Origin of the sequence: Nocardia sp. NPDC051756 (assembly GCF_040681495.1) — a bacterium.
Taxonomy (GTDB): Bacteria; Actinomycetota; Actinomycetes; order Mycobacteriales; family Mycobacteriaceae; genus Nocardia.
This window is the reverse complement of the sequence record NZ_JBFAYV010000008.1, coordinates 312,575-332,885: the sequence shown is the minus strand read 5'-3', so window position 1 is coordinate 332,885 and position 20,311 is coordinate 312,575. Positions and strand designations below refer to the sequence as shown.

General features: G+C 66.4%; 19 protein-coding genes. 13 read left to right on the top strand and 6 right to left on the bottom strand.

The features are described from left to right. From gcl to AB0M22_RS34185, 5 genes are all read left to right on the top strand, one after another. Positions 1 to 1,806: a glyoxylate carboligase gene (gene gcl, locus AB0M22_RS34205; protein ID WP_364735732.1), complete on the top strand. Its 1,806-nt coding sequence runs from the start codon at positions 1 to 3 to the stop codon at positions 1,804 to 1,806. Next, positions 1,803 to 2,984 carry a glycerate kinase gene (locus tag AB0M22_RS34200; protein WP_364735729.1) on the top strand — a complete coding sequence of 394 codons (1,182 nt, stop codon included), beginning with the start codon at positions 1,803 to 1,805 and terminating at the stop codon, positions 2,982 to 2,984. Before gcl ends, AB0M22_RS34200 begins: the two co-directional genes overlap by 4 nt. Further along, complete coding sequence (gene allB / locus AB0M22_RS34195) at positions 2,977 to 4,302, top strand: allantoinase AllB (protein WP_364735727.1); 1,326 nt, start codon at positions 2,977 to 2,979, stop codon at positions 4,300 to 4,302. The genes AB0M22_RS34200 and allB overlap by 8 nt, the downstream gene beginning before the upstream one ends. Next, the gene (gene alc, locus AB0M22_RS34190) at positions 4,295 to 5,323 is read left to right on the top strand and encodes an allantoicase (protein WP_364735725.1); all 1,029 of its coding nucleotides are present in this window, start codon (positions 4,295 to 4,297) and stop codon (positions 5,321 to 5,323) included. The genes allB and alc overlap by 8 nt, the downstream gene beginning before the upstream one ends. Before the next feature lie 179 nt (positions 5,324 to 5,502). After that, the gene (locus AB0M22_RS34185) at positions 5,503 to 6,126 is read left to right on the top strand and encodes a class I SAM-dependent methyltransferase (RefSeq protein WP_364735723.1); all 624 of its coding nucleotides are present in this window, start codon (positions 5,503 to 5,505) and stop codon (positions 6,124 to 6,126) included. A gap of 76 nt (positions 6,127 to 6,202) precedes the next feature. Here the strand turns inward: AB0M22_RS34185 and AB0M22_RS34180 are convergent, their stop codons facing one another. Together AB0M22_RS34180 and AB0M22_RS34175 are read right to left on the bottom strand one after the other, a co-directional pair. After that, positions 6,203 to 7,852, bottom strand: coding sequence for a DUF222 domain-containing protein (locus tag AB0M22_RS34180; RefSeq protein ID WP_364735721.1), 1,650 nt, complete (start codon positions 7,850 to 7,852; stop codon positions 6,203 to 6,205). A gap of 119 nt (positions 7,853 to 7,971) precedes the next feature. After that, positions 7,972 to 8,337 carry a hypothetical protein gene (locus AB0M22_RS34175; protein WP_364735719.1) on the bottom strand — a complete coding sequence of 122 codons (366 nt, stop codon included), beginning with the start codon at positions 8,335 to 8,337 and terminating at the stop codon, positions 7,972 to 7,974. 266 nt (positions 8,338 to 8,603) lie between these two features. On the opposite strand from AB0M22_RS34175, the gene AB0M22_RS34170 reads away from it, so the two are divergent. Continuing rightward, positions 8,604 to 9,257 (top strand): class I SAM-dependent methyltransferase, encoded by a 654-nt coding sequence (locus AB0M22_RS34170; RefSeq protein WP_364736121.1) that lies wholly within the window; start codon positions 8,604 to 8,606, stop codon positions 9,255 to 9,257. Between the two features lie 39 nt (positions 9,258 to 9,296). Here the strand turns inward: AB0M22_RS34170 and AB0M22_RS34165 are convergent, their stop codons facing one another. The 3 genes from AB0M22_RS34165 to AB0M22_RS34155 are packed head-to-tail and all read right to left on the bottom strand — an operon-like array spanning position 9,297 to position 12,810. After that, complete coding sequence (locus AB0M22_RS34165) at positions 9,297 to 10,421, bottom strand: glycerate kinase (RefSeq protein ID WP_364735717.1); 1,125 nt, start codon at positions 10,419 to 10,421, stop codon at positions 9,297 to 9,299. Then, the gene (locus AB0M22_RS34160) at positions 10,418 to 11,707 is read right to left on the bottom strand and encodes a 2-hydroxycarboxylate transporter family protein (protein ID WP_364735715.1); all 1,290 of its coding nucleotides are present in this window, start codon (positions 11,705 to 11,707) and stop codon (positions 10,418 to 10,420) included. Before AB0M22_RS34160 ends, AB0M22_RS34165 begins: the two co-directional genes overlap by 4 nt. Beyond that, positions 11,704 to 12,810, bottom strand: a complete 1,107-nt coding sequence (locus tag AB0M22_RS34155) for a tartrate dehydrogenase (RefSeq protein ID WP_364735713.1) — start codon at positions 12,808 to 12,810, stop codon at positions 11,704 to 11,706. The genes AB0M22_RS34160 and AB0M22_RS34155 overlap by 4 nt, the downstream gene beginning before the upstream one ends. Positions 12,811 to 12,954: 144 nt before the next feature. Here AB0M22_RS34155 and AB0M22_RS34150 point away from each other — a divergent pair, with 144 nt between their 5' ends. Continuing rightward, positions 12,955 to 13,881 (top strand): LysR family transcriptional regulator, encoded by a 927-nt coding sequence (locus tag AB0M22_RS34150; protein WP_364735711.1) that lies wholly within the window; start codon positions 12,955 to 12,957, stop codon positions 13,879 to 13,881. 24 nt (positions 13,882 to 13,905) lie between these two features. On the opposite strand, the gene AB0M22_RS34145 is transcribed toward AB0M22_RS34150, so the two are convergent. Next, entirely contained in the window at positions 13,906 to 14,337 is a 432-nt protein-coding gene (locus AB0M22_RS34145) for an SRPBCC family protein (protein WP_364735709.1), read from the bottom strand. Positions 14,338 to 15,021: 684 nt separating this feature from the next. Here AB0M22_RS34145 and AB0M22_RS34140 point away from each other — a divergent pair. Genes AB0M22_RS34140 through AB0M22_RS34115 form a run of 6 tightly spaced genes read left to right on the top strand, consistent with a single transcriptional unit; the run spans position 15,022 to position 20,267 of the window. After that, on the top strand, positions 15,022 to 16,434 hold the full coding sequence (locus AB0M22_RS34140) for an ATP-binding protein (RefSeq protein WP_364735707.1): 1,413 nt from the start codon (positions 15,022 to 15,024) through the stop codon (positions 16,432 to 16,434). Then, positions 16,434 to 16,859, top strand: coding sequence for a roadblock/LC7 domain-containing protein (locus tag AB0M22_RS34135; protein ID WP_364735705.1), 426 nt, complete (start codon positions 16,434 to 16,436; stop codon positions 16,857 to 16,859). The genes AB0M22_RS34140 and AB0M22_RS34135 overlap by 1 nt, the downstream gene beginning before the upstream one ends. After that, positions 16,856 to 17,209 carry a DUF742 domain-containing protein gene (locus tag AB0M22_RS34130; RefSeq protein WP_364735703.1) on the top strand — a complete coding sequence of 118 codons (354 nt, stop codon included), beginning with the start codon at positions 16,856 to 16,858 and terminating at the stop codon, positions 17,207 to 17,209. The genes AB0M22_RS34135 and AB0M22_RS34130 overlap by 4 nt, the downstream gene beginning before the upstream one ends. After that, positions 17,184 to 17,789: an ATP/GTP-binding protein gene (locus AB0M22_RS34125; RefSeq protein ID WP_150407765.1), complete on the top strand. Its 606-nt coding sequence runs from the start codon at positions 17,184 to 17,186 to the stop codon at positions 17,787 to 17,789. Before AB0M22_RS34130 ends, AB0M22_RS34125 begins: the two co-directional genes overlap by 26 nt. Beyond that, positions 17,786 to 19,027 carry a cytochrome P450 gene (locus tag AB0M22_RS34120; RefSeq protein ID WP_364735701.1) on the top strand — a complete coding sequence of 414 codons (1,242 nt, stop codon included), beginning with the start codon at positions 17,786 to 17,788 and terminating at the stop codon, positions 19,025 to 19,027. Before AB0M22_RS34125 ends, AB0M22_RS34120 begins: the two co-directional genes overlap by 4 nt. 10 nt (positions 19,028 to 19,037) lie before the next feature. Further along, the gene (locus tag AB0M22_RS34115; RefSeq protein WP_364735699.1) at positions 19,038 to 20,267 is read left to right on the top strand and encodes a cytochrome P450; all 1,230 of its coding nucleotides are present in this window, start codon (positions 19,038 to 19,040) and stop codon (positions 20,265 to 20,267) included. The last annotated feature ends 44 nt before the right edge of the window (positions 20,268 to 20,311 follow it).

The following is a 20,311-nucleotide window of genomic DNA, read 5'->3' as shown; positions in this document are numbered from 1 at the left end:
ATGGCACGGATGCGTACCGTCGACGCCGCGGTGTTGATTCTCGAAAAAGAGGGCGCGACACAGGCGTTCGGTTTGCCCGGAGCGGCGATCAATCCGTTCTACAGCGCGATGCGCGCGCACGGTGGCATCAAGCATGTGCTTGCCCGTCACGTCGAGGCTGCCTCGCACATGGCTGAGGGATACACCCGCGCCACCGCCGGCAACATCGGCGTGTGCATCGGTACTTCGGGTCCGGCCGGCACCGACATGATCACCGGGTTGTACTCGGCCAGCGCCGATTCCATTCCGATCCTATGCATCACCGGGCAAGCGCCGGTGGCCAAGTTGCACAAGGAGGATTTCCAGGCCGTCGATATCGCATCTATCGCTGCGCCGGTGGCCAAGTGGGCGGTCACCGTCCTGGAACCTGCGCAGGTCCCAGGCACCTTTCAGAAGGCCTTTCGGCTGATGCGCGAGGGTCGCCCCGGTCCGGTGCTGATCGATCTGCCGATCGATGTGCAGCTCGCCGAAATCGAGTTCGACATCGAGACATACGAGCCGTTGCAGGTGCATCGCCCCGCCGCGACTCGTGCTCAGGCGGAGAAGGCGATCGCGATGCTCAACGCGTCCGAGCGTCCGCTGCTGGTGGCCGGTGGCGGCATCGTGAATGCCGACGCCGCTGAGCTGCTAGTCGAATTCGCCGAGCTGACCGGTGTTCCCGTGGTGCCGACGCTGATGGGCTGGGGCACGATCCCCGATGATCACCCGTTGCACGCGGGCATGGTCGGCTTGCAGACCTCGCATCGCTACGGCAACGCCACGATGTTGGAGTCCGATTTCGTGCTTGGTATCGGCAATCGGTGGGCCAATCGGCACACGGGCGGGGTTGAGACTTACACCAAGGACCGCACTTTCGTGCACGTCGACATCGAGCCGACGCAGATCGGACGGGTCTTCGCCCCTGATTTCGGCATCACCTCGGATGCTGGTGCGGCGTTGAAGGTGTTCATCGAGGTCGCCCGCGAGTTGGCGGCGGCGGGTACGTTGCGCGATCGGTCCGATTGGGCTGGCCAGGTGCGGGCGCGAAAGCAGCTGGGCCAGCGCAAGACTCACTTCGACAATGTGCCGATCAAGCCGCAGCGGGTCTATGAGGAGATGAACAAGGCGTTCGGACCCGACATCCGCTACGTCAGCACGATCGGTCTCTCGCAGATCCAAGCGTCGCAGCTGCTGCACGTCTACAAGCCACGGCACTGGATCAACGCGGGACAGGCCGGACCGCTCGGCTGGACCCTGCCCGCCGCCCTCGGCGTGGCCACCGCCGTCCCCGACGCCACCGTCGTCGCGCTGTCCGGTGACTACGACTTCCAGTTCCTCATCGAGGAATTGGCCGTCGGCGCGCAGTTCAACATCCCCTACATCCACGTGCTCGTGAACAACTCCTACCTGGGCCTGATCCGTCAGGCGCAGCGGAACTTCTCGATGGACTATTACGTGCAGCTCGACTTCGACAACCTCAACAGCCCCGAGGTCGGCGGATACGGCGTGGACCACGTGAAGGTGGCGGAAGGACTGGGCTGCAAGGCGATCCGCGTCTTCGAGCCCGAAAACATCGGCCAGGCCTTGGCCGACGCCAAGAAGCTGATCGCCGAGCACCGGGTGCCGGTAGTCGTCGAATGCATCCTCGAACGCGTCACCAACGTGTCCATGGGCTTGGAAATCGACAATATCGTCGAATTCGAGGAGCTGGCGCTGTCCGCCGCGGACGCACCCACTGCCACTGTCGCCATCGAACCGGAGCCGGAACCGGTCGGAGGCGGCAGGTGAGCGGGCCGGACGCTCCACGCTCGAGCGGTGTGCGCGGCGGGTGGCGCGAGGGACATTGTGTCGTCGCCCCCGACAAGTTCAAGGGGTCGCTGACCGCGCCTCAGGTCGCCGCGCACATCGCGACCGGACTCCGCCGGGCACGCCCGGACATCCCCGTCGTCACCATGCCCGTGGCCGACGGGGGCGACGGCACGGTCGACGCCGTCGTGGAGTCGGGCTTCGTCCGCTTCCAGACGAGTGTCGCCGGTCCGCTGGGGTTACCGGTGGCCGCCTCGTTCGCGATGAGGGGCGAGGCCGCCGTGATCGAGCTGGCGGAAGCGTCCGGCCTGCGTCGGCTGCCGATTCGGCCGACCTTCCAAACCGCCATGACCGCAACCAGTTACGGCACCGGCGAGCTGATCCGCGCGGCCGCCACCCGCGGCGCGCGCAGCGTGGTGCTCGGTCTCGGCGGCAGCGCGTGCACGGACGGGGGAGTGGGCATGATGTCCGCGCTCGGCGTTCGGTTCCTCGACGAGCACGGCCGGGAGTTGCCGCGCGGTGGTGCGGCATTGACCCGGTTGGCGCGCATCGATGCCAGCGACATGCTGCAAGTGCCGGTGATCGTCGCCTCCGACGTGGACAACCCGCTGCTCGGGCCGCGCGGCGCCGCACAGGTTTACGGGCCACAGAAGGGGGCGCGGCAAAGCGACATCGACGAATTGGAATGGGGCCTGGCACGTTTGGCCTCGATCGTCGAACGCGACCTCGGCGCCGATGTGGCGGACCGCCCGGGCGCGGGCGCGGCGGGTGGGGTCGGCTATGCCGCGCTCGCCTTCCTCGGTGCGACGGTGCGGCCGGGCATCGAGATCATCCTCGACCTGATGTCCTTCGCCGAGCAGGTCGAGGGGGCGCGGCTGGTCATCACCGGCGAGGGCTCGCTCGACCCGCAGACCCTGCACGGCAAGGCTCCGGTCGGGGTCGCTCGGGCCGCGGCAGGCGCCACCGTGCCGGTCGTCGCGGTGGCCGGGCAGCGCTCGCTCACCGGCGAGCAGTTGCGCGGCGCGCACATCGAGCAGGCGTACGCGCTGACCGATCTCGAACCCGACCCCGAGGTCTGCATGGCGAAGGCAGGACCCCTGTTGGAACGGCTCGCCGGGGAGATCGCCGGCGCCTGGCTGGGAGCGAGTGCTCATGCATGATCTGGTTATCCGGTCCCGGCGGGTCGCCCTGCCGGAGGGAATTCGCGCGGCGTCGATCGCCGTGCAGGACGGCAAGATCGCCGAGCTGGCGGACTACGACGCGGTGCTGGTCGCGGCGGCGACCACCGACCTGGCCGACCTCGTCGTGCTGCCCGGTCTGGTGGATTCGCACGTGCACGTCAACGAGCCGGGGCGGACCGAGTGGGAGGGTTTCGCCACGGCCACCAAGGCGGCCGCGGCGGGCGGGGTGACGACGATCGTCGACATGCCGCTCAACTCGCTGCCGCCGACGGTTAATGTGCCGCACCTGGCGACGAAACAGGCCGTGGCAGCGGGGCAGTGCCATGTGGATGTCGCGTTCTGGGGTGGTGCGATTCCGGGAAACCTGTCGTCGCTGCGGCCGCTGCACGAGGCAGGTGTGGCCGGCTTCAAATGTTTCCTCTCACCGTCCGGGGTGGACGAATTCCCGCCGCTCGGGCTCGGTGAGGTGGAGCAGGTGATGCGCGAACTCGTGGAGTTCGACGGGTTGCTGGTCGTGCACGCCGAAGATCCGGTGCGACTTCATGATCCGGTGGACGGGACGTATGGTGCGTTCCTGGATTCGCGGCCGGGAGCGGCGGAAAAGGCTGCGGTTCAAGAGGTTATCGCGCTCGCCGAACTGACCGGCGTGCGGGCGCACATCCTGCATGTTTCCGCGGCGGCCTGTCTCGAACCGCTTGCGGCGGCACAGGCGCGTGGTGTCCGGATCACCGCGGAGACCTGCCCGCACTATCTGACTCTGTCTGCCGCCGAGGCGTCGTCCACCGCGTTCAAATGCTGCCCGCCGATTCGCGACGCAGGTAATCAGGACGCGTTGTGGCAGGGCTTGGCCGACGGGGTGCTGTCGTGTGTGGTTTCCGACCATTCGCCGTGCACGCCGGACTTGAAGGAGGGCGACTTTGCGACCGCGTGGGGTGGGATCTCGTCCTTGCAGATCGGTCTGCCTGCGGTGTGGACCGCTGCGGTCGAGCGCGGGTTCCGGCTGACCGACGTGGTCCGGTGGATGGCCTCCGCGCCAGCGGAATTGGCCGGGTTGCCGCACAAGGGCCGGATCGCGGTCGGTTGCGATGCCGACCTGGTCGCCTTCGACCCGTGGGCGCCGATCACCGTCGATCCAGGGGCGCTCGCGCACAAGAATCCCATCACGCCCTACGGCGGGCGCGAACTGCGCGGCCTTGTCCACGCCACCTGGCTCCGCGGTCGCGTCGTCGGTAACGGCCGGCCGCCCGCCGGCCAGCTCATTTCCTTGCACCACAACCGGATAGGGAACAATGTCTGACTTCACCAGCCTGCCCGACCTGGCGCTACGCACCAACCGCGCCGGGGTGATCGCCGCCAGCGACGAGTCGTTCGAGGAACGCGAAAACCTCATCAATCCTTGGGAACCGCGCTTCGCCGAGCACACCTTCGGGCCCAAGGGCCAGGAGTACGACGGCTGGGAGACTCGGCGGCATCGCGGACCCGGCCACGATTGGGCGATCATCCGGCTCGGCATGCCCGGTGTGATCCGCGGCGTCGTCATCGATACCGCGTGGTTCAAGGGCAACTATCCGCCGTTCACCTCGATCGAGGCATGCCGTGCGCCCGGCTATCCGTCACCGGAGCAACTGGATTCGGCCGAATGGGTGGAGATCGTGCCGCGCAGCGCACTCGGCGGCGACGCGAAGCGCGAACTGCCGGTTTCCGACGACCGCATCTTCACTCACGTCCGCCTGAACATCTACCCGGACGGCGGAGTCGCTCGGCTGCGCGTGCACGGCGAGGTGGTGCCGGACCCGACCTTGCTCACCGGACTCACCGTCGACCTGGCCGCCCTGGAAAACGGCGCCCGAACAGTGGGCTGCTCCAACATGTTCTACTCGGCACCCGACAACATGCTCTCGCCCGGCCTGGCCCGTAACCAGGCCGAAGGCTGGGAAACCGCGCGCCGCCGCGACACTGGAAACGACTGGGCCGTCATCGAGCTCGCCGGACAGGGTGTTCCCGCCCTGATCGAACTCGATACCACCAACCTGCTGTTCAACGCTCCCGGAGAAACCCGCATCCTCGCCATCGATCACCAAGGGCCCGAACCGCTTCCGCCGACCGACGATAAGGCCTGGTACGAGTTGCTGCCCAGGACGACGCTGCAACCCGACACACCCCACCGATTCCGTCTCACCCCCACCGACCGCCCTGCCACACACGTTCGTGTCGACATCTACCCGGACGGCGGTATCGCTCGTCTGCGCGTTCTCGGCTCGCTCACCGCAGATGCCGAGCGCGAACTGAACTCTCGCTGGCTCGCGAACGAGAGGTGATTTGCTAGCTGTCGCCATCGATCTCGGCACGACCGGGAGCCGTCGCGGCGTCGTCGACCAGCAGCTGCGCCGACCTTGTGATGCAGGCCTTGCCTGTTGTGTTCGCGGTCAGCGCCGCCCGGTCGGAATAGCCGCGATATTGAGCAGCTATCGGCGCTGTGCGATGGGACGATGCTCCGATGGATGCCGACAACGATCCGAAAGAACTCGTTCGGCGTGGATATGACACGCTGTCGTCTCGTTACGACGAGGCGTATGGCGCTGAGACGAAGTACGCGGCGTGGCTGACCGAACTGTGCGATCACGTCCCGGAAGGCGGTACGGTCCTCGACCTCGGTTGTGGGTCAGGTCTTCCGGTCGCTCGCGCACTGACAACGGCTGGGCGGCGTGTCGTCGGCGTCGACATCAGTGACGGCCAGATCGACAGGGCACGGCGCCTTGTGCCGGCCGCCGAGTTCATCCGGTCCGATGCGGCCGCTGTTGAATTTGCCGCCGGCTCTTTCGACGCGATCGTCTGCTTCTACGCGTTGATCCATATGCCTCTCGACGAGCAGTTCGCATTGCTGAACAAGATCTCCACGTGGCTGCGGCCCGGAGGTTGGTTTGTCGGCACGACCGGTCACACCGCCTGGACCGGCACCGACGAGGATTGGCTGGGCGGCGGTGCGGCCATGTGGTGGAGTCACGCCGACGCCGGCACCTACCGGGACTGGCTGGTTCGCGCCGGATTCATCATCGCCCGTGAGGAGTTCGTGCCCGAAGGTGCCGGCGGACACACATTGTTCTGGGCCTCGGCAGATTGAGGTGCTGCGGGGTTCGGTCGACGAACGGCGGGGTCGCCGTTGTTGGCGGCTGTGTGGTGCCGTACCTCGGCATGGCTCATCCGGGGTCGTGGGCCGGGCTTTGCTGATGAGTGGTGTCGTGATCGAGAGTCGGTCTGCGGTGTATACGGGCGGGGTCCGCGCCGCGGTGAGGGCGACGCAGACTCGTCGGAGTCTGGCACTGCGGAATCTGCGGCTCCTCCTCGGCGGCGTACTTTTCATCGGCGCCGGCCTGCGCATCGAGCATGGGTGATCCTGAGGCGTGTTCCGCTGCGCCGTCGCCATGAACTCGGCCGGGATCGTGTTCCATGGTTTCGACGAGTAGTTCGCGGGGGTGGTGGCGGTGGTTGACTCGCGGAGTACCGGTTGGGTCGATATGCGGTGGGGCGATCCAGCCGGTGCGGCCCGGGTATTTCGAGTCCGGGCCGAGGACAACGGTTTTCCAGCCGCCGGGACCGTTGTGAATCATGGCGTGGCAGCGGTCGCAGGCCAGCGTTTCGTTGTCGATGTCGGTGGGACCACCGCTGTTCCAGTCGGTGACGTGGTGGGCGGCGCACATGCTGGCGGGCGCGTCGCAGCCCGGACGCGTGCAGCCGCGCAAGGTGGCGATCAACGCCAACCGTTGTGCAGCGGTCGCGAGACGTTTGGAACGGCCGAAATGTAGCGGCAGACCGTCGTTGTCGAATACCGCGAGGAACGGTTGAGCTTCCTCGGCCAACTTCAATGCTTCGGCCATCGGCACGGTGCCGCCGGTGGCAGTCGTTGCGACCCCGGAAGCCTTCTCGACATCGGCGACGCTCATGGTCAAGATCGTCGAGACCGGCAATCCGCGATGCGAGCCCAGCTTCTCCGGAACAACACAGTGCTCCAGGAGAGCCTGCACAGCATCGTGCGTGCGTTGGGCAGCGCTGCGCACATCCCGGCCTGCCGCAGCGGCCAGCTCGTCGCGATCGACGTATTCACTGTCGCCGCAAGGGCTTGCGGGATCGTCGGGGTTGTTCATCCCCGGTCGACCCAGCTTTGCCACGACCGGATCCAGGAGCGCACGCAGGGTTGGCGTGATCTCGCCGGAGATCGGTGACATCCCATCTGACCGTTGACTCCCGATGCGGATACCGCGCATGCGGGCGCGATCGGTGTCGTCTGACAGTTTCCCGTCAGGATCCAGGTGCGCCAGAATCGCCTCGCCGACTTTGCCGATGTCGTCGGGGGAGCCGGTCCGCGCGAAATCGGCCAGGACCTGTTCCGCGGCCTCGTATTCCGGATTGCTCACGCCGCCGGGCACCCGGTTCATCACCGCGGCCACCCGGCGTGCGTGGTCGGCCGAGATGTCCCCCGCCGCCTGCCCCGCCGCGGTGTTTGCCAATTCCGGTGGGCGAACGGCGCCGGTGACATCGCGGCGCACGCCGAGGACCCGAGTGGCGGCGACCCGGCTCGCCGCTTCCGCGTGAGACAGACGGAGGGTTTGCATCAGCAGTTTCTTGAGCGTGCCCGCACCGGTGCGCGACGGCAGTCCCCGCTCGGAGGCCTCGCAGAGAAGTCGATGCCCGACTGCGGCCAGGATGCGGGTGGCCTTCTCCATGTCACGCATCAGCTCGAGCAACTGGTCATCGGGCAGCGGCGTCAGGGGCGCGTCGAGCAGGTCGGTGGCGGCAGCGAGCAGCGGGTCGGCGACCCGTTCCTGCGGCACTTCGCTGCTCGAATCCATGTTCTAGACCCTAACCAGCGCGATCAAGAAATGCTAGTAAAAACAGCTTCTGAACTGCGCGTTTTCACAAAACGCCTGTGAAGATGGTGCCAGCGGCGGCCTGCCCGGGTGCCCACTGCCTACATCCATGGAGGAGGCGGCCCGTCCCAGGCCATCGAATCGCGAAACGCGGCTTCGAGCGTCGCGAACCATCCCGAGTCCATCCCGAATCCAGGAGCTTCGAGCCCGATAAGGCCCCACGCGTGGGTTGGGCCGAAGCCGTACTCGGAGTAGGCGATGCCCGTCCCGGACTCGGGAAACTCGGCCACGATGAACCCGGGATAACGCGGCTCCCGGAATTCGGGATGCCGGTCCCCGTAGTCCCAGTCGAGCATGCAGGCGCGCGGACGAACGAGGTAGCCCTTCAGCTTCTCGACCAGCTGACCGCTGCGGATCTCGGCGATCTCGTCCGTAACGCGGATCGCCATCTCTGCGTCGTCCTGCACCGGCACAATCGTAGGCCGCGTCGGGATTTCCGACTCGCTGATCGACTGGCGTATGTCGTGCCGGATACACAGATTCGGTGTGCGCACCGCGCGCGGTAGGGTCCGACCATGTCGATCAACAGCGCGAGGGGAGGCGGCGGTCTCGTCGTCCTCGGTTGCCGTAGGGCGCGGTGATGACTGTCTACGACACGACTGGGCGGACGTATTCGCGGACCCGGCAACCTGATCCACGTATTGCGGACGTGATCGCGACTGCGCTGCGAGGGATGCATACGGTACTGAATGTCGGGGCGGGGGCTGGTTCGTACGAGCCGAGTCGGACGGTGCTCGCTGTCGAGCCGAGTCGGGTGATGATCGATCAACGTCCGGTGGGGGCGGCACCTGCGATTCGCGCAACCGCCGAGGACCTGCCGGTGCGGACCGAGGCGGTGGATGCGGCGCTGGCGGTGCTGACCATCCACCACTGGACCGACCTCGAACGTGGCATCGCCGAGATGAGTCGGGTTGCGCGGCGGCGCATCGTGATTCTCACGTGGGATCACGAGGTGTACCGCCAGTTTTGGCTGGTGCGGGATTATCTGCCGGCGGCAGGCGATACCGACGGGAAGCTTGCCGTCCCGCTGTCGCGGCTTACTGCACTATTGAAAGACCCTGAGATACAGCCGATCCCGGTCCCGCACGATTGCGTGGACGGCTTCGGTGGTGCTTACTGGCGCAGGCCTGAGGCCTATCTCGACGAGACAGTTCGAGCGGGCATGTCGATGCTGGCGTTGACGCCGAAACCACAGCTGCAACCAGGATTGGCACGGCTACAGCAAGACTTGGCGAGCGGCGAGTGGAAGTCTCGCTACGCCGACCTCCTCGATCAGCCACACCTGGACCTGGGCTATCGATTGGTCACCGCAGACCTGTCGAGCTGACCGAACGAGATCGTTCAGGACAACGATTCGCGAGCATCGTCACCCGGTCGACTGGAGCAATCGGGAGCGCCCGATCCTGCGACCGATGCGCACAAGCAGGTCGGCCGTCAGCGCAGGATCGCCCGCCGTATCCCGGTCGGTGTAGTCGGCGAGCGCGTAGACGTCGGCAAAGCCGTTCGAAATCCATCGAATTCGAGGAATCTCGCTGCGCCCCGCGACCGCAACGACCGGAATGCCCTTGGCCCGCCGTGCGACAACGGCGACCAGCTTGCCGCGTTCGGTCTGCGCATCGAGACTCCCTTCGCCGGTGATCACCAGATCCGCCTCGGCGCAATGCCGATCGAAGTCGAGCAGATCGAGAAAGAACTCGCCGCCGGATGTCATCCGGCCGCCGAGCAGCATGGCGGCGAACCCTATGCCGCCCGCGCTACCCGCTCCAGGGACCGCAGCGAGCCGCCCGGCCTCCGGAAAGCGGTTGCAGGACAACATCTCCACGAGGTGGCGGAGTCCGCGATCGAGCAAGCCAACCTCCTGCGCCGAAGCCCCCTTCTGCGGCCCGTACACAGCAGCGGCCCCATCGACCCCGGTCAACGGGTTCGTGACATCACTGGCAACCACGAGATCGACCGCTGGCAACCGCACCGCCGCAGCCCTGTCGACCCCAGCGATTTCGAGCAACGCCCGCCCGCTAGGCGGCAGAACCCGCCCTTCGGCATCGAGGAACCGAAACCCGAACGCGGCAAGCAGTCCCATGCCACCATCGGTACTCGCACTACCCCCGAGCCCGACCACCACCCGCCGCGGCGACAACCGCAACGCCTGCCGAATCGCCTGCCCCAAACCAAGACTCGACGCATCGAGCGGCTGCTTCCGGCCATTGGACAAGGTACTCAACCCACAAGTATTCGCGACCTCGACCACGACGGTATCGCCACGGACCGCAATCCGCCCGCGCGACGGCATACCCACCGCACCCGCGACAGTGCACGAGCGCCCCGAGAACCCAGCCGCGACAGCAGCATCGACACTCCCGTCCCCACCATCCGCCAGCGGCAGCTGCGTACTCCCCACCCCGACCTCGGCAAGACCGACGGCCAGCCAACGGGCAACCTCGGCAGCCGTCAGACTCCCCTTGAACTTGTCCGGCGCAACCAAAACCCTCATCCCTCGAACACCCTGATCAACGCAGCCGCCGAAATAACCGTGGTAACCCCGCCGATCCGCGTCGAGATCTGCGCGAACGGCATCAGATTCATCCGATTCGACGCCGAAAGTATGGCCACATCACCGGTTCCACCGAGCCCGCTGTGACACACCGTCACCAGCGACGCATCCACCGGATACATCCCGATCGCCCGCCCCACCCAGAACCCGGTGGCCGCCATCGCGACAACCACGGCGATACACGCGGCCACATACCCCACCGAGATCACCCCCATGATGTTCTTCAACGGCAGATACAGCATGCCGAGCCCGATCATCGTCGGATAGATGAAGTGCCGCGCGATCACCGTGTAGATGCCCCGCACGCTGTCCTCGACCTCGGCCGGAAACACCCCGAACAGCTTGCAGCCCACCGACATGATGATCACCAGCACCGGCGCGGGCAGGTGCACAACCCGCTCCAACAGCGTGGCCAGCACGAAGAGCCCGCAGATGATCAGCACACCGAGCGCGTGATTGCGGCCGGTGGTCTCGGGCACCGCAGCCGGGGGAGTGGTCACCGGCGCTTCCACCTTCACCAACCTTCCGCCACCATCGAGCTGCGGCCGCCGATCCCCGAGCCGGCGCAACAGCCCCGCGATGATCACCGCCGCGATGTTCCCGATGATCGCCGCCGGAATCAGCTCCGCCACATAACTTCCCGGCTCCCCACCCAGCGCCGACGCATACGCCGACGACAGCGGGATCACCCCTTCCCCGATCCCGCCCCCGATGATCGGCACCACGAGGTAGAACAGCGCCCGATGAAAGCCGTACCCGAACGCCATCGCCACCCCGATCCCCACCGACACCGCGGCAATCGTCCCGAGGACCAGCGGCGGGAAGATGCGAATCAGCCCGCCCACCATCACCTTCCGGCTCATGCCGAGGATGCTGCCCACCACCAGCGTGCTGATCACGAAGTAGAGGAAGTTCGCCTCCTTCATCAGCGCGTTCACCGCGGCCAACGTATTCGCGTTGAACACACCGAAATACACCAGCACCGACGGCACCATCAGGCAGATCAGCGCCCCGCCACCGATCTTCGAGATCACCGGCAGCCGATTCCCCAGCGGCCCGAGCAGCATGCCGAGCCCGACGATCACGGCCAGCCCGCCGATCATGTTCTTCGGCACCGCGTCGAACACACCCGCGGCGAGCACCCCCGCCGTGAGCACGATCGGCACCACCAGCGGAATCCCGTCCAACGTCGGCAGCGCGAACGTCCGCGCGGTCTTCAGGCTCATGACCGGCTCACGGACGTCATCGAGGTAGCCGCCTCGAGCCGCGCCCGCACCTGCCCGCCAACGGATTCCGTGTTCGCGACCCCACCCATGTCCGGTGTCAGCCCCGACTTCCCCTGGGCGAGCACCGCTTCGATCGCCGCCAGCACCGCGTCCGCGGCATCCTGCTCACCGAGATGCTCCAGCATCATCGCCCCGCTCCAGATCTGGCCGATCGGATTGGCGATCCCGAGTCCGGCAATATCCGGCGCGGACCCGTGCACCGGCTCGAACAAACTCGGAAACAGTCGCTCCGGGTTGATGTTCCCGCTCGGCGCGATACCGATCGTCCCGGTACATGCCGGACCGAGATCGGAAAGAATATCCCCGAACAGATTGCTCGCGACGACCACATCGAACCAGTCCGGATGCAACACGAAATTGGCCGTCAGAATATCGATGTGATACTTGTCCACGTCGATATCCGGATACTCCGCCGCCATCGCCGCGACCCGCTCGTCCCAATAGGGCATCGTGATCGAAATACCATTGCTCTTGGTCGCCGACGTGAGATGCCCCTTCGGCCGTCGCCGCGCGAGTTCGAAGGCGTACTTCAGGATTCGATCGACCCCGGTTCTGGTCATCACCGTCTCCTGGATCACCGTCTCCCGATCGGTCCCTTCGAAGATCTTGCCGCCGATGCTCGAGTACTCACCCTCGGTGTTCTCCCGAACCACATAGAAGTCCACGTCACCGGGCTGCCGTCCGGCGAGCGGACTGCTGATGCCGCGCAGCAGCCGGACCGGCCGCAGGCTCACGTACTGGTCGAAATGCCGCCGGAACTGCAACAGGCTGCCCCACAGCGAAATATGGTCCGGCACCACCTCCGGCCAGCCCACCGCGCCGAAGTAGATCGCGTCGAACCCGGCCAGCTCCTCGAACCACCCGTCCGGCAGCATTTGCCCGGTCGCCGTGTAATACTCCGCGCTCGCGAAGTCGAACTCGGTGAAATCGAGAGTGAAGTCGAATGCGGTGGCCGCGGCCGCCAGCACCCGAACTCCCTGCGGCACGACTTCTTTGCCGATGCCGTCTCCCGGAATGACGGCAATACGGTGTGTTGAACCCATCGTCGCGTGCTCCGATCTCGTTGATATCGGCCCCGGAATCCGTTGGTGTGGGGCCGATCACAACGGTAGGCTCGGATATTCCGCGGCAAAAGCACGCAACGAGAAAGAGACTCTTTCCCGAATGGAAAAGACGAGGAGGTCGCCGTGTCCGGTGCGTCCACCGACGACGTCACCTTTTTCGACATCGTCGCCCGTTCCCGCAGCCTGACCGAGGCCGCCCGCGAATTCGGCGTCTCGGTGTCCTCGGTGAGCAAGCGGCTCGCGCAGATGGAGGCCAGGCTCGGCGTGCTGCTCGTGCAGCGCAGCACGAGACGGCTGACGCTGACCCCGGAGGGGGAGCGCTACGCGGCCGGCGCCTCGGTGATCGCGGCCCAACTCGAAGAGCTGGAAGACTCGATCGCCGAGCAACAGCACGAACTGCGTGGCCGCGTGCACGTCCGGTCGACGATCGGCCTCGGCCGCGCCCACATCGCCCCGCTGGTCGCGGATTTCGTCGAGCGCAACCCGAGAGTGCAGGTGGACCTGGACCTCTCGTCCCTGCCGCTGAACATCGCGGGCACCGGCTTCGACATCGACATCCGGGTCGGCGCACTACAGGATTCGAGACTGACCGCGACCAGGCTGTGGGTCAACCGCCGCGTGCTCTGCGCGTCTCCGGAGTACCTGCGGCGCAACGGAACCCCCGCGAGTCTCAAAGAACTCGAACAGCACACCTGCATCATCCTGCGCGAGAACGAATCCGATTATGCGCTGTGGCGCTTCGAGACCGGCGACAAAGAACTCGCGATTCGCGTGGCGGGCAACCTGATCAGCAACGACGGTGACGTCATCACCCAGTGGTGCCTGGCCGGCCGCGGCCTGGTGATGCGCTCACTCTGGCATGTCGAGCCACTGCTGCGCGACGGCTCGCTCATCCAGGTACTGCCCGACATCCAGACCCCGAGCGCCGACATCGCCGCCGTCTACGCCGCGGCCGCCCCGCTACCTCGCCGGACCCGCGCGGTCATCGATCACCTGAAGGCAAACCTGGGCCGCCGAATCACCGCGGCGGCCCAGCAGTGTCTCTCCTAGAGAATGCCTGTCGCAGAGCCGGTTTCAGCCGTACAGCGCGACGAACTTGTCCAGCGAACGCTCGATGTCGCCCTTCACCGCCCGCGCCACCCCGGCCCCGATCGGCCCGAACAGCGGCCGGCCGCCGAGCTCGATGTCGACCGTCACCTCCGACCCCGTGCCCTTCGGCGCCACCAGCAACTCCAGCCCGAGCTTGGTGCCGCCCTTGCCCGCACCCGTCAGCAACAGCCGCCGCGGCGCCTCGGCCGCCTTCACCGTCCACGTCACCCGATTTCGCAGCCCCTTCACCGAGGCAACGCCGACCAGCTGCGTCCCGACCGTCAACTGCTCCGGCACCTCGCTGCGCCACGCCTCGTGCATAGTCAGCCACTTGTCCAGGTCAGCCAGATTGGACGTATGCGACCACGCGTCCTCGGGCGAGATCGGCACATCGACGGAGACCTTCAGCTTTGCCATGGCCGCATAGTATCCGGTACCCGCGGTTCGCTGTAGTTGACCTGAAGGGATAACGCTCCACATTGCCGATTGCCGCTAGAAGATCGGTCTCGATCATTGCGTCGGATACGGCCGGGCGACATTCGGGCAACCTCTGTGACTGTCGCGACTCGGACCATCCGGGCGATTCCGCCTAAAACAAACTGGACGTTCCAGCAAACTTCTGGTCGCTAGTAACCCCCAATACCCTGTTCCCCCACCCGCTTCGGATAGGTGCGGTTGACAGCATGCGCGTGATATGCGGCACCGCAGATAGATCCGATGATGTGTCCTCTATCGCTACTCCGGAAACGCCCCTGGTCACCGCGTGGCAAGCGATCGTGATCACCAGTGGCGCAGCATTATTGCGCATCTCCGCGCACCCGTCATCTGATGTCTGCAAACGCAATCATGTGACTGGATCTGGCGAGAACTGGTTGCATAGCTGCTAATGTCGCAGCGTCGGGTTCTGGTAACTGTTCGGACACAATCTGTTGTCCGATCGGTCGCCGGTCCTCCGACGTGGACCAGATCCGACCAGGGTGTGCTGGTCGGCGTCGCGAGGAAGGCGAGACGAAGCACTATGACGGACAGACGACGCGGCCTCGTGCAGGCGCACTCGCAAGCGCACCCAATCCTCGGCGGCAATCGACGACGAAAGAACTGATGAATCAAGATATCGCCGTGGTGCTTTCATGGATCCTCGCCGCTGCGCTCGTGGTAGTGGCAGCAGTCGCGTTGTTCGCAGTGCAGTACGCGCGACAGCAGCGGGCCAGGGCCGAAGCACTCAGCAGAGAGCAGAGAGCCGCGGAGGAAGCCGTCGAGCACTTCGCGACTACCACGCTGCCGTCGGTCGCGGAGTCGATCCGACGCTTCGACAGCCAGGCGCCGACGGTGGAAGTGCCGCCGGGGCTGGAGAATTCACGCACCGCGCAGGTGTTGCGGTGGATCGCCGAGCGATACGCCGACGACCTGAGCCTGCTGCGGTCCGAGACCAGGGACCACACCAACCACGAGGCGCAGCAGGCGATCAAGGTCGCCGAGGACAAGGTGCGCGGCGAGGTGTCGACCGCGTCCCGGCAGGCGACCAGTGCGGCCGTGCGCTCGTTCGGCACGTCGGTGGTCAGTCTCGGCGCCGACGTCAGCCAGGTGGTCAGCTCCGCGCTGCGTGAGCACCGCAACGACGAGGTGTACGAAACCCTCACCCGCATCGACCACACCGTGCAGCAGATGATCCGCCAGGCGCAGTCCTACGTGATCGTCTGTGGCGGCCTGCCCGGCCGGCGCTGGCCCGCCCAGTCGCTCACCGACGTGGTCGGCGGCGCGGTCGGCCGCGTGCGCGACTATCTGCGGGTGCGTCCCACCCAGCTCGACCGGGTGGTCATCAGCCGGGCGGTGGAGCCGCTCGTGCACACCCTGGCCACCCTGCTCGACAACGCGCTGCGCTATTCCCCGCCGACCTCGTACGTGGATGTCTCCTTCCAGGAGGGGCACCACGGCGTCACCGTGATCATCGACGACGCGGGCGTGCGGATGAACGCCGAGCAGATGGAGGAGGCGCGCCAGGTGCTCGCGCACGAGCGCTCGGTCGACATCCACCAGCTCGGTCCCTCGCCCAAGGTCGGCTTCCCCGGCATCGCCGCGCTGGCCCGCCGCTACGGCTTCACCGTCTACATCGACGGCCCGAACGTCTACGGCGGCATGCGCGCGATGGTCTACATCCCCGAGGCGTTGCTGATGACCCCGCAGCCCGGCCAGCACGAGGTGATCCCCGCGCGTGCGGTCGAGGTCCCCGCCGAACCCGCTCCCGTGGCGGTCACGACGACTGCGTCCCACCGGGCACCGGAGAGCGAAGAGCCCAGTGAGAGTGAGCCATTCGCCGTGCACGAGATCACCAACGGCGGCTTACCGAAGCGGCGCCGCCGGACGGTCGCGCTAGCTCCGGTCGGTCCGCGCACCGAACCCGGCCTCGCCCGGCCCGACGTTGCCGCGGCCTGGCACACCGGTTCGCAGAGCGGCCGCGCCGCCGCCACCGAACAATCCGATAATTCCGATCACACGGAAGGGATGACATCCTGATGGCCTCACCCGTGACCGACAGCAGCAACAAGCTGGGCTGGCTACTCGAAGACCTCAGCGTCCCGGGCGTCAGATTCTCGGTCCTCCTGTCCGAAGACGGTTTACGAATCGCGCATTCCGCGGGCATCGAGCGCGATCAGGCGGAGCGCTTCTCCGCCGCCGCGTCCGGCCTGCGTTCGCTCGGTAAGGCGCTCGGCGAGTTCTGCGGCGACGGCAACAACGGTGTGCGGCAGAACATGACCGAGTACGACCAGGGCATGATCCTGATCACCGCGGCGGGCGACGGCGCGCTGCTCGGTGTCGCGACCACCCCCGAGATCGACGTCGCGCTCATCGCGCATCGGATGAACGAACTCGCCGGCCGGGTCGGACACGAGCTGGGCAGCCAGCCGCGCAGGCGTGTCGATGGTGGCGAATTGCCATGACATCACGGGCCCGGCGTGATCCCGATTTGGTTCGGGCATACGTGCGCACCGGGGGACGCACCCGTCCCACTCGCGAGTTGGACCTGGTCACTCTGGTCCGTGCCGCAAAGGACCCATCGCCGGGTGCCACGCCCGACGCACGCCGGGTCGTCAATCTCTGTAGCCGCCGAGGCACGTTATCGATCGCCGAGATCGCCGCGTACCTCGATCTTCCGCCGTCCGTTGTCAAGATCGTCGCGGCCGATCTGATGGACAACGGCCACCTGGTCACACCTACCCCGGCGGAAAACCTGCCGGAGATCGCTCTGCTCGAGGAGGTACTTAATGGGCTCCGTGCTCTCGCCGTCTGATCGTCCAGTCGACTATGTGCCGGAGACCGTTACCCGTTCCGTAAAACTGTTGGTGGCAGGCAATTTCGGGGTCGGCAAGACCACCTTCGTGAGCAGCGTCTCGGAGATCAAGCCGCTGCGCACCGAGGAGACGATCACCGAGGCCAGCGTCGGCGTCGACGACATGGCCGGCCTGCCCGGCAAATCCCAAACGACCGTGGCGATGGACTTCGGCCGCATCACGCTCAATCCGCAGCTGGCGCTGTACCTGTTCGGTACGCCGGGCCAGCAGCGGTTCGTCCCGTTGTGGGAGGAGCTGGCTCGCGGCGCGCTCGGCGCGCTGGTGCTGGTCGATACCCGGCGCATCGAGAAGTCCGACGAGGTGCTGTCGGTGCTGGAGGAGCGCGGGGTGCCGTATTCGGTGGCGGTCAATCAGTTCGAAGGCTTCAAGAACTTCCCGTTAGGCGAGGTCCGTGACGCACTGGACCTGGCACCCGAAACACCGCTCACCTCCCTGGACGCGCGCGACCGGGGCACCTGCCTGCGGTCCCTGATCACGCTCGTCGAATTCCTGTTCCATCGTCAGGAGTCACGACTTTGACCACGCCCCCGCGTTCCTGCCCGGTCCAGCACGGATCACCGATCGACAGCGACGGTCCCCGGGTATCGCTGTACTCGGAGGAATTCGCCGCCGACCCGCACCTCGCCTACCGCGAGATGCGCCGCGAGTACGGCTCACTGGTTCCGGTGAACCTCTCCCCGGACGTGCCCGCCACGCTGGTGATCGGCTATCACACCGCGCTGCGCATCCTCAACGATCCGGAGCATTTCCCGGCCGATCCGCGCACCTGGCAGAAGGGCGTGCCCGGCGAGTGCCCGATCCTGCCGATGCTGGAGTGGCGGCCGAACGCGCTGCGCAGCGCGGGCCTGGACCACAGCAAGTACCGGCAGGCCAACGTGGCCGCCATCGCCGAGGTCGACCTGCACAGCCTGCACGCGACCGTCGAGCGGATCGCCATCCCGCTGATCAACGCGTTCTGCCAGGACGGCGCCGCGGATCTGATCAGCCAGTACGCCTTTCCGCTCACCTTCGCGGTGCTCAACGCGACGCTCGGCTGCTCGCCGGAGATCGGCCAGCAGGTCGCGACCGGCATGGCCGCGATCTTCGAGGGTGTGAACGCGGACAAGGGCAACGCGATGCTCACCGACGCGCTGTTCGATCTGGTGAACACCAAACGCAAAGAGCCCGGCGACGACATCACCTCGCGGCTGCTCGCGCACCCGGCCAAGCTCGACGACGTGGAGATGATCCACCAGCTGGTCACGCTGTACGGCGCGGGTATCGAGCCGCAGCAGAACCTGATCGTCAACACGCTGCTGCTGATGCTCACCGACGACCGGTTCGCGGGAAACGTTCTGGGCGGCAGTCTTTCGACCCGCGACGCGCTCGACGAGGTGCTGTTCACCGACCCGCCGATGGCGAACTACTGCGTGTCCTACCCGCGCCAGCCCATCCTCATCGACGGCGTCTGGCTGCCCGCCCATCAGCCGGTCGTGATCAGCATGTCCGGCTGCAACAACGATCCGACCATCAGTGTCGGTGAGTACGTGGATAATCGATCGCATCTGGCGTGGAGCGTCGGCCCGCACGCCTGCCCCGCCCGGTCGATGGCCTACCTGATCGTTCAGGACGCCATCGATCAGCTTCTCGATGCGTTGCCCGAGTTGGGACTTGCCGTCGCCCCCGGTGAATTGTCTTGGCGGCCAGGTCCTTTCCATCGAGCGCTGGTCTCCCTCCCGGTAGTCTTCCCTAAGTCACCACCGTTGAACGTGTTTTAAGGAGACCCCGATGGACACTGAGCCTCTAGTCCTAGACCCGGCGGGCACCGACATCCAGGGCGAGGCGGCGCGCTTGCGCGAGCGTGGCCCGGCGACCCTGGTCGAGTTGCCCGGCGGCGTGCGTGCCTGGTCGATCACCGATGCCGACCTGCTCAAGCGACTGCTCGTCGATCCCAAAGTGTCCAAAGATGCCAGACAACATTGGCCTGCCTTCGCCAAAGGTGAAGTGCCGCAGGATTGGCCGCTGTTCCTGTGGGTGGCGGTGAACAACATGTTCACCGCCTACGGCGCCGATCATCGCCGACTACGTAAGCTCGTCGCCCCCGCGTTCACCCACCGGCGCACCGAGGCGATGCGGCCGCGGATCGACCGGATCGTCGAGCGGCTGATCGCCGAGCTCGCGGCGGTGCCCGCGGGCGAAGTGGTCGATCTGCGTGAAGGTTTCGCCTATCCGGTGCCGATCGAGGTCATCTCCGAGCTGATGGGCGTGCCGGAATCGTTGAATCCCGGCCTGCGCAAGTGCGTCGACGGCATCTTCGACACCGCCCTCAGCCCGGAGGAGTCGCAGGCCAACTACATGGAGATGTACCGCATCCTCGGCGAGCTGGTGGCCTTCCGGCGGGAAAACCCGAGCGACGACATGACCAGCCTGCTGATCTCGCACCGCAGCGAGGACGACGGCTCCAAGCTGACCGAGCAGGAGCTCATCGACACGCTGCTGCTGGTCATCAGCGCCGGCCACGAGACCACGGTCAACCTGCTCGACCAGGCGATCTACGCGCTGATCACCCGGCCAGAACAGCGGGCGAAGGTGCTCGACGGCAAGGTCGGCTGGGCGGATCTGATCGAGGAGGCCCTGCGTTTCGAGGCGCCGGTCGCGCACCTCCCGCTGCGGTTCGCGGTGGACGACATCGAGATCGAGGGTGTGCAGATCGCCAAGGGTGATCCGATCCTGCCGGCCTACGCGGCGGCGAACCGGGACCCGAAGGTGCACGGCGACACCGCCGACGAGTTCGACGTCACCCGGGTTACCAAGGACCACTTGGCCTTCGGGCACGGCGTGCACCACTGCCTCGGCGCACCGCTGGCCCGGCTGGAAGCGGCGGTCGCGCTCCCCGCCATCTTCGAGCGGTTCCCGAACATGCGCCTGGCCGCGGACCCGTCCGAGCTGGGCACCGTGGTCAGCTTCATCTCCAACGGGCACGGCAAGCTGCCGGTGATCCTGGAGCCGGCCGAATAACAACCAGTTCGAACCAGGGGTGCCGCGGGCCGCGACACCCCTTT

Coding starts and splice junctions, on each gene's coding strand:
- AB0M22_RS34165 (WP_364735717.1), bottom strand. CDS start 10,421: ATGAGGGTTTTGGTTGCGCCGGACAAGTTCAAGGGGAGTCTGACGGCT.
- AB0M22_RS34125 (WP_150407765.1), top strand. CDS start 17,184: ATGGGCTCCGTGCTCTCGCCGTCTGATCGTCCAGTCGACTATGTGCCG.
- alc (WP_364735725.1), top strand. CDS start 4,295: ATGTCTGACTTCACCAGCCTGCCCGACCTGGCGCTACGCACCAACCGC.
- AB0M22_RS34135 (WP_364735705.1), top strand. CDS start 16,434: ATGGCCTCACCCGTGACCGACAGCAGCAACAAGCTGGGCTGGCTACTC.
- AB0M22_RS34130 (WP_364735703.1), top strand. CDS start 16,856: ATGACATCACGGGCCCGGCGTGATCCCGATTTGGTTCGGGCATACGTG.
- AB0M22_RS34140 (WP_364735707.1), top strand. CDS start 15,022: ATGAATCAAGATATCGCCGTGGTGCTTTCATGGATCCTCGCCGCTGCG.
- AB0M22_RS34115 (WP_364735699.1), top strand. CDS start 19,038: ATGGACACTGAGCCTCTAGTCCTAGACCCGGCGGGCACCGACATCCAG.
- AB0M22_RS34145 (WP_364735709.1), bottom strand. CDS start 14,337: ATGGCAAAGCTGAAGGTCTCCGTCGATGTGCCGATCTCGCCCGAGGAC.
- AB0M22_RS34180 (WP_364735721.1), bottom strand. CDS start 7,852: ATGGATTCGAGCAGCGAAGTGCCGCAGGAACGGGTCGCCGACCCGCTG.
- AB0M22_RS34160 (WP_364735715.1), bottom strand. CDS start 11,707: ATGAGCCTGAAGACCGCGCGGACGTTCGCGCTGCCGACGTTGGACGGG.
- AB0M22_RS34155 (WP_364735713.1), bottom strand. CDS start 12,810: ATGGGTTCAACACACCGTATTGCCGTCATTCCGGGAGACGGCATCGGC.
- AB0M22_RS34170 (WP_364736121.1), top strand. CDS start 8,604: ATGCATACGGTACTGAATGTCGGGGCGGGGGCTGGTTCGTACGAGCCG.
- allB (WP_364735727.1), top strand. CDS start 2,977: ATGCATGATCTGGTTATCCGGTCCCGGCGGGTCGCCCTGCCGGAGGGA.
- gcl (WP_364735732.1), top strand. CDS start 1: ATGGCACGGATGCGTACCGTCGACGCCGCGGTGTTGATTCTCGAAAAA.
- AB0M22_RS34185 (WP_364735723.1), top strand. CDS start 5,503: ATGGATGCCGACAACGATCCGAAAGAACTCGTTCGGCGTGGATATGAC.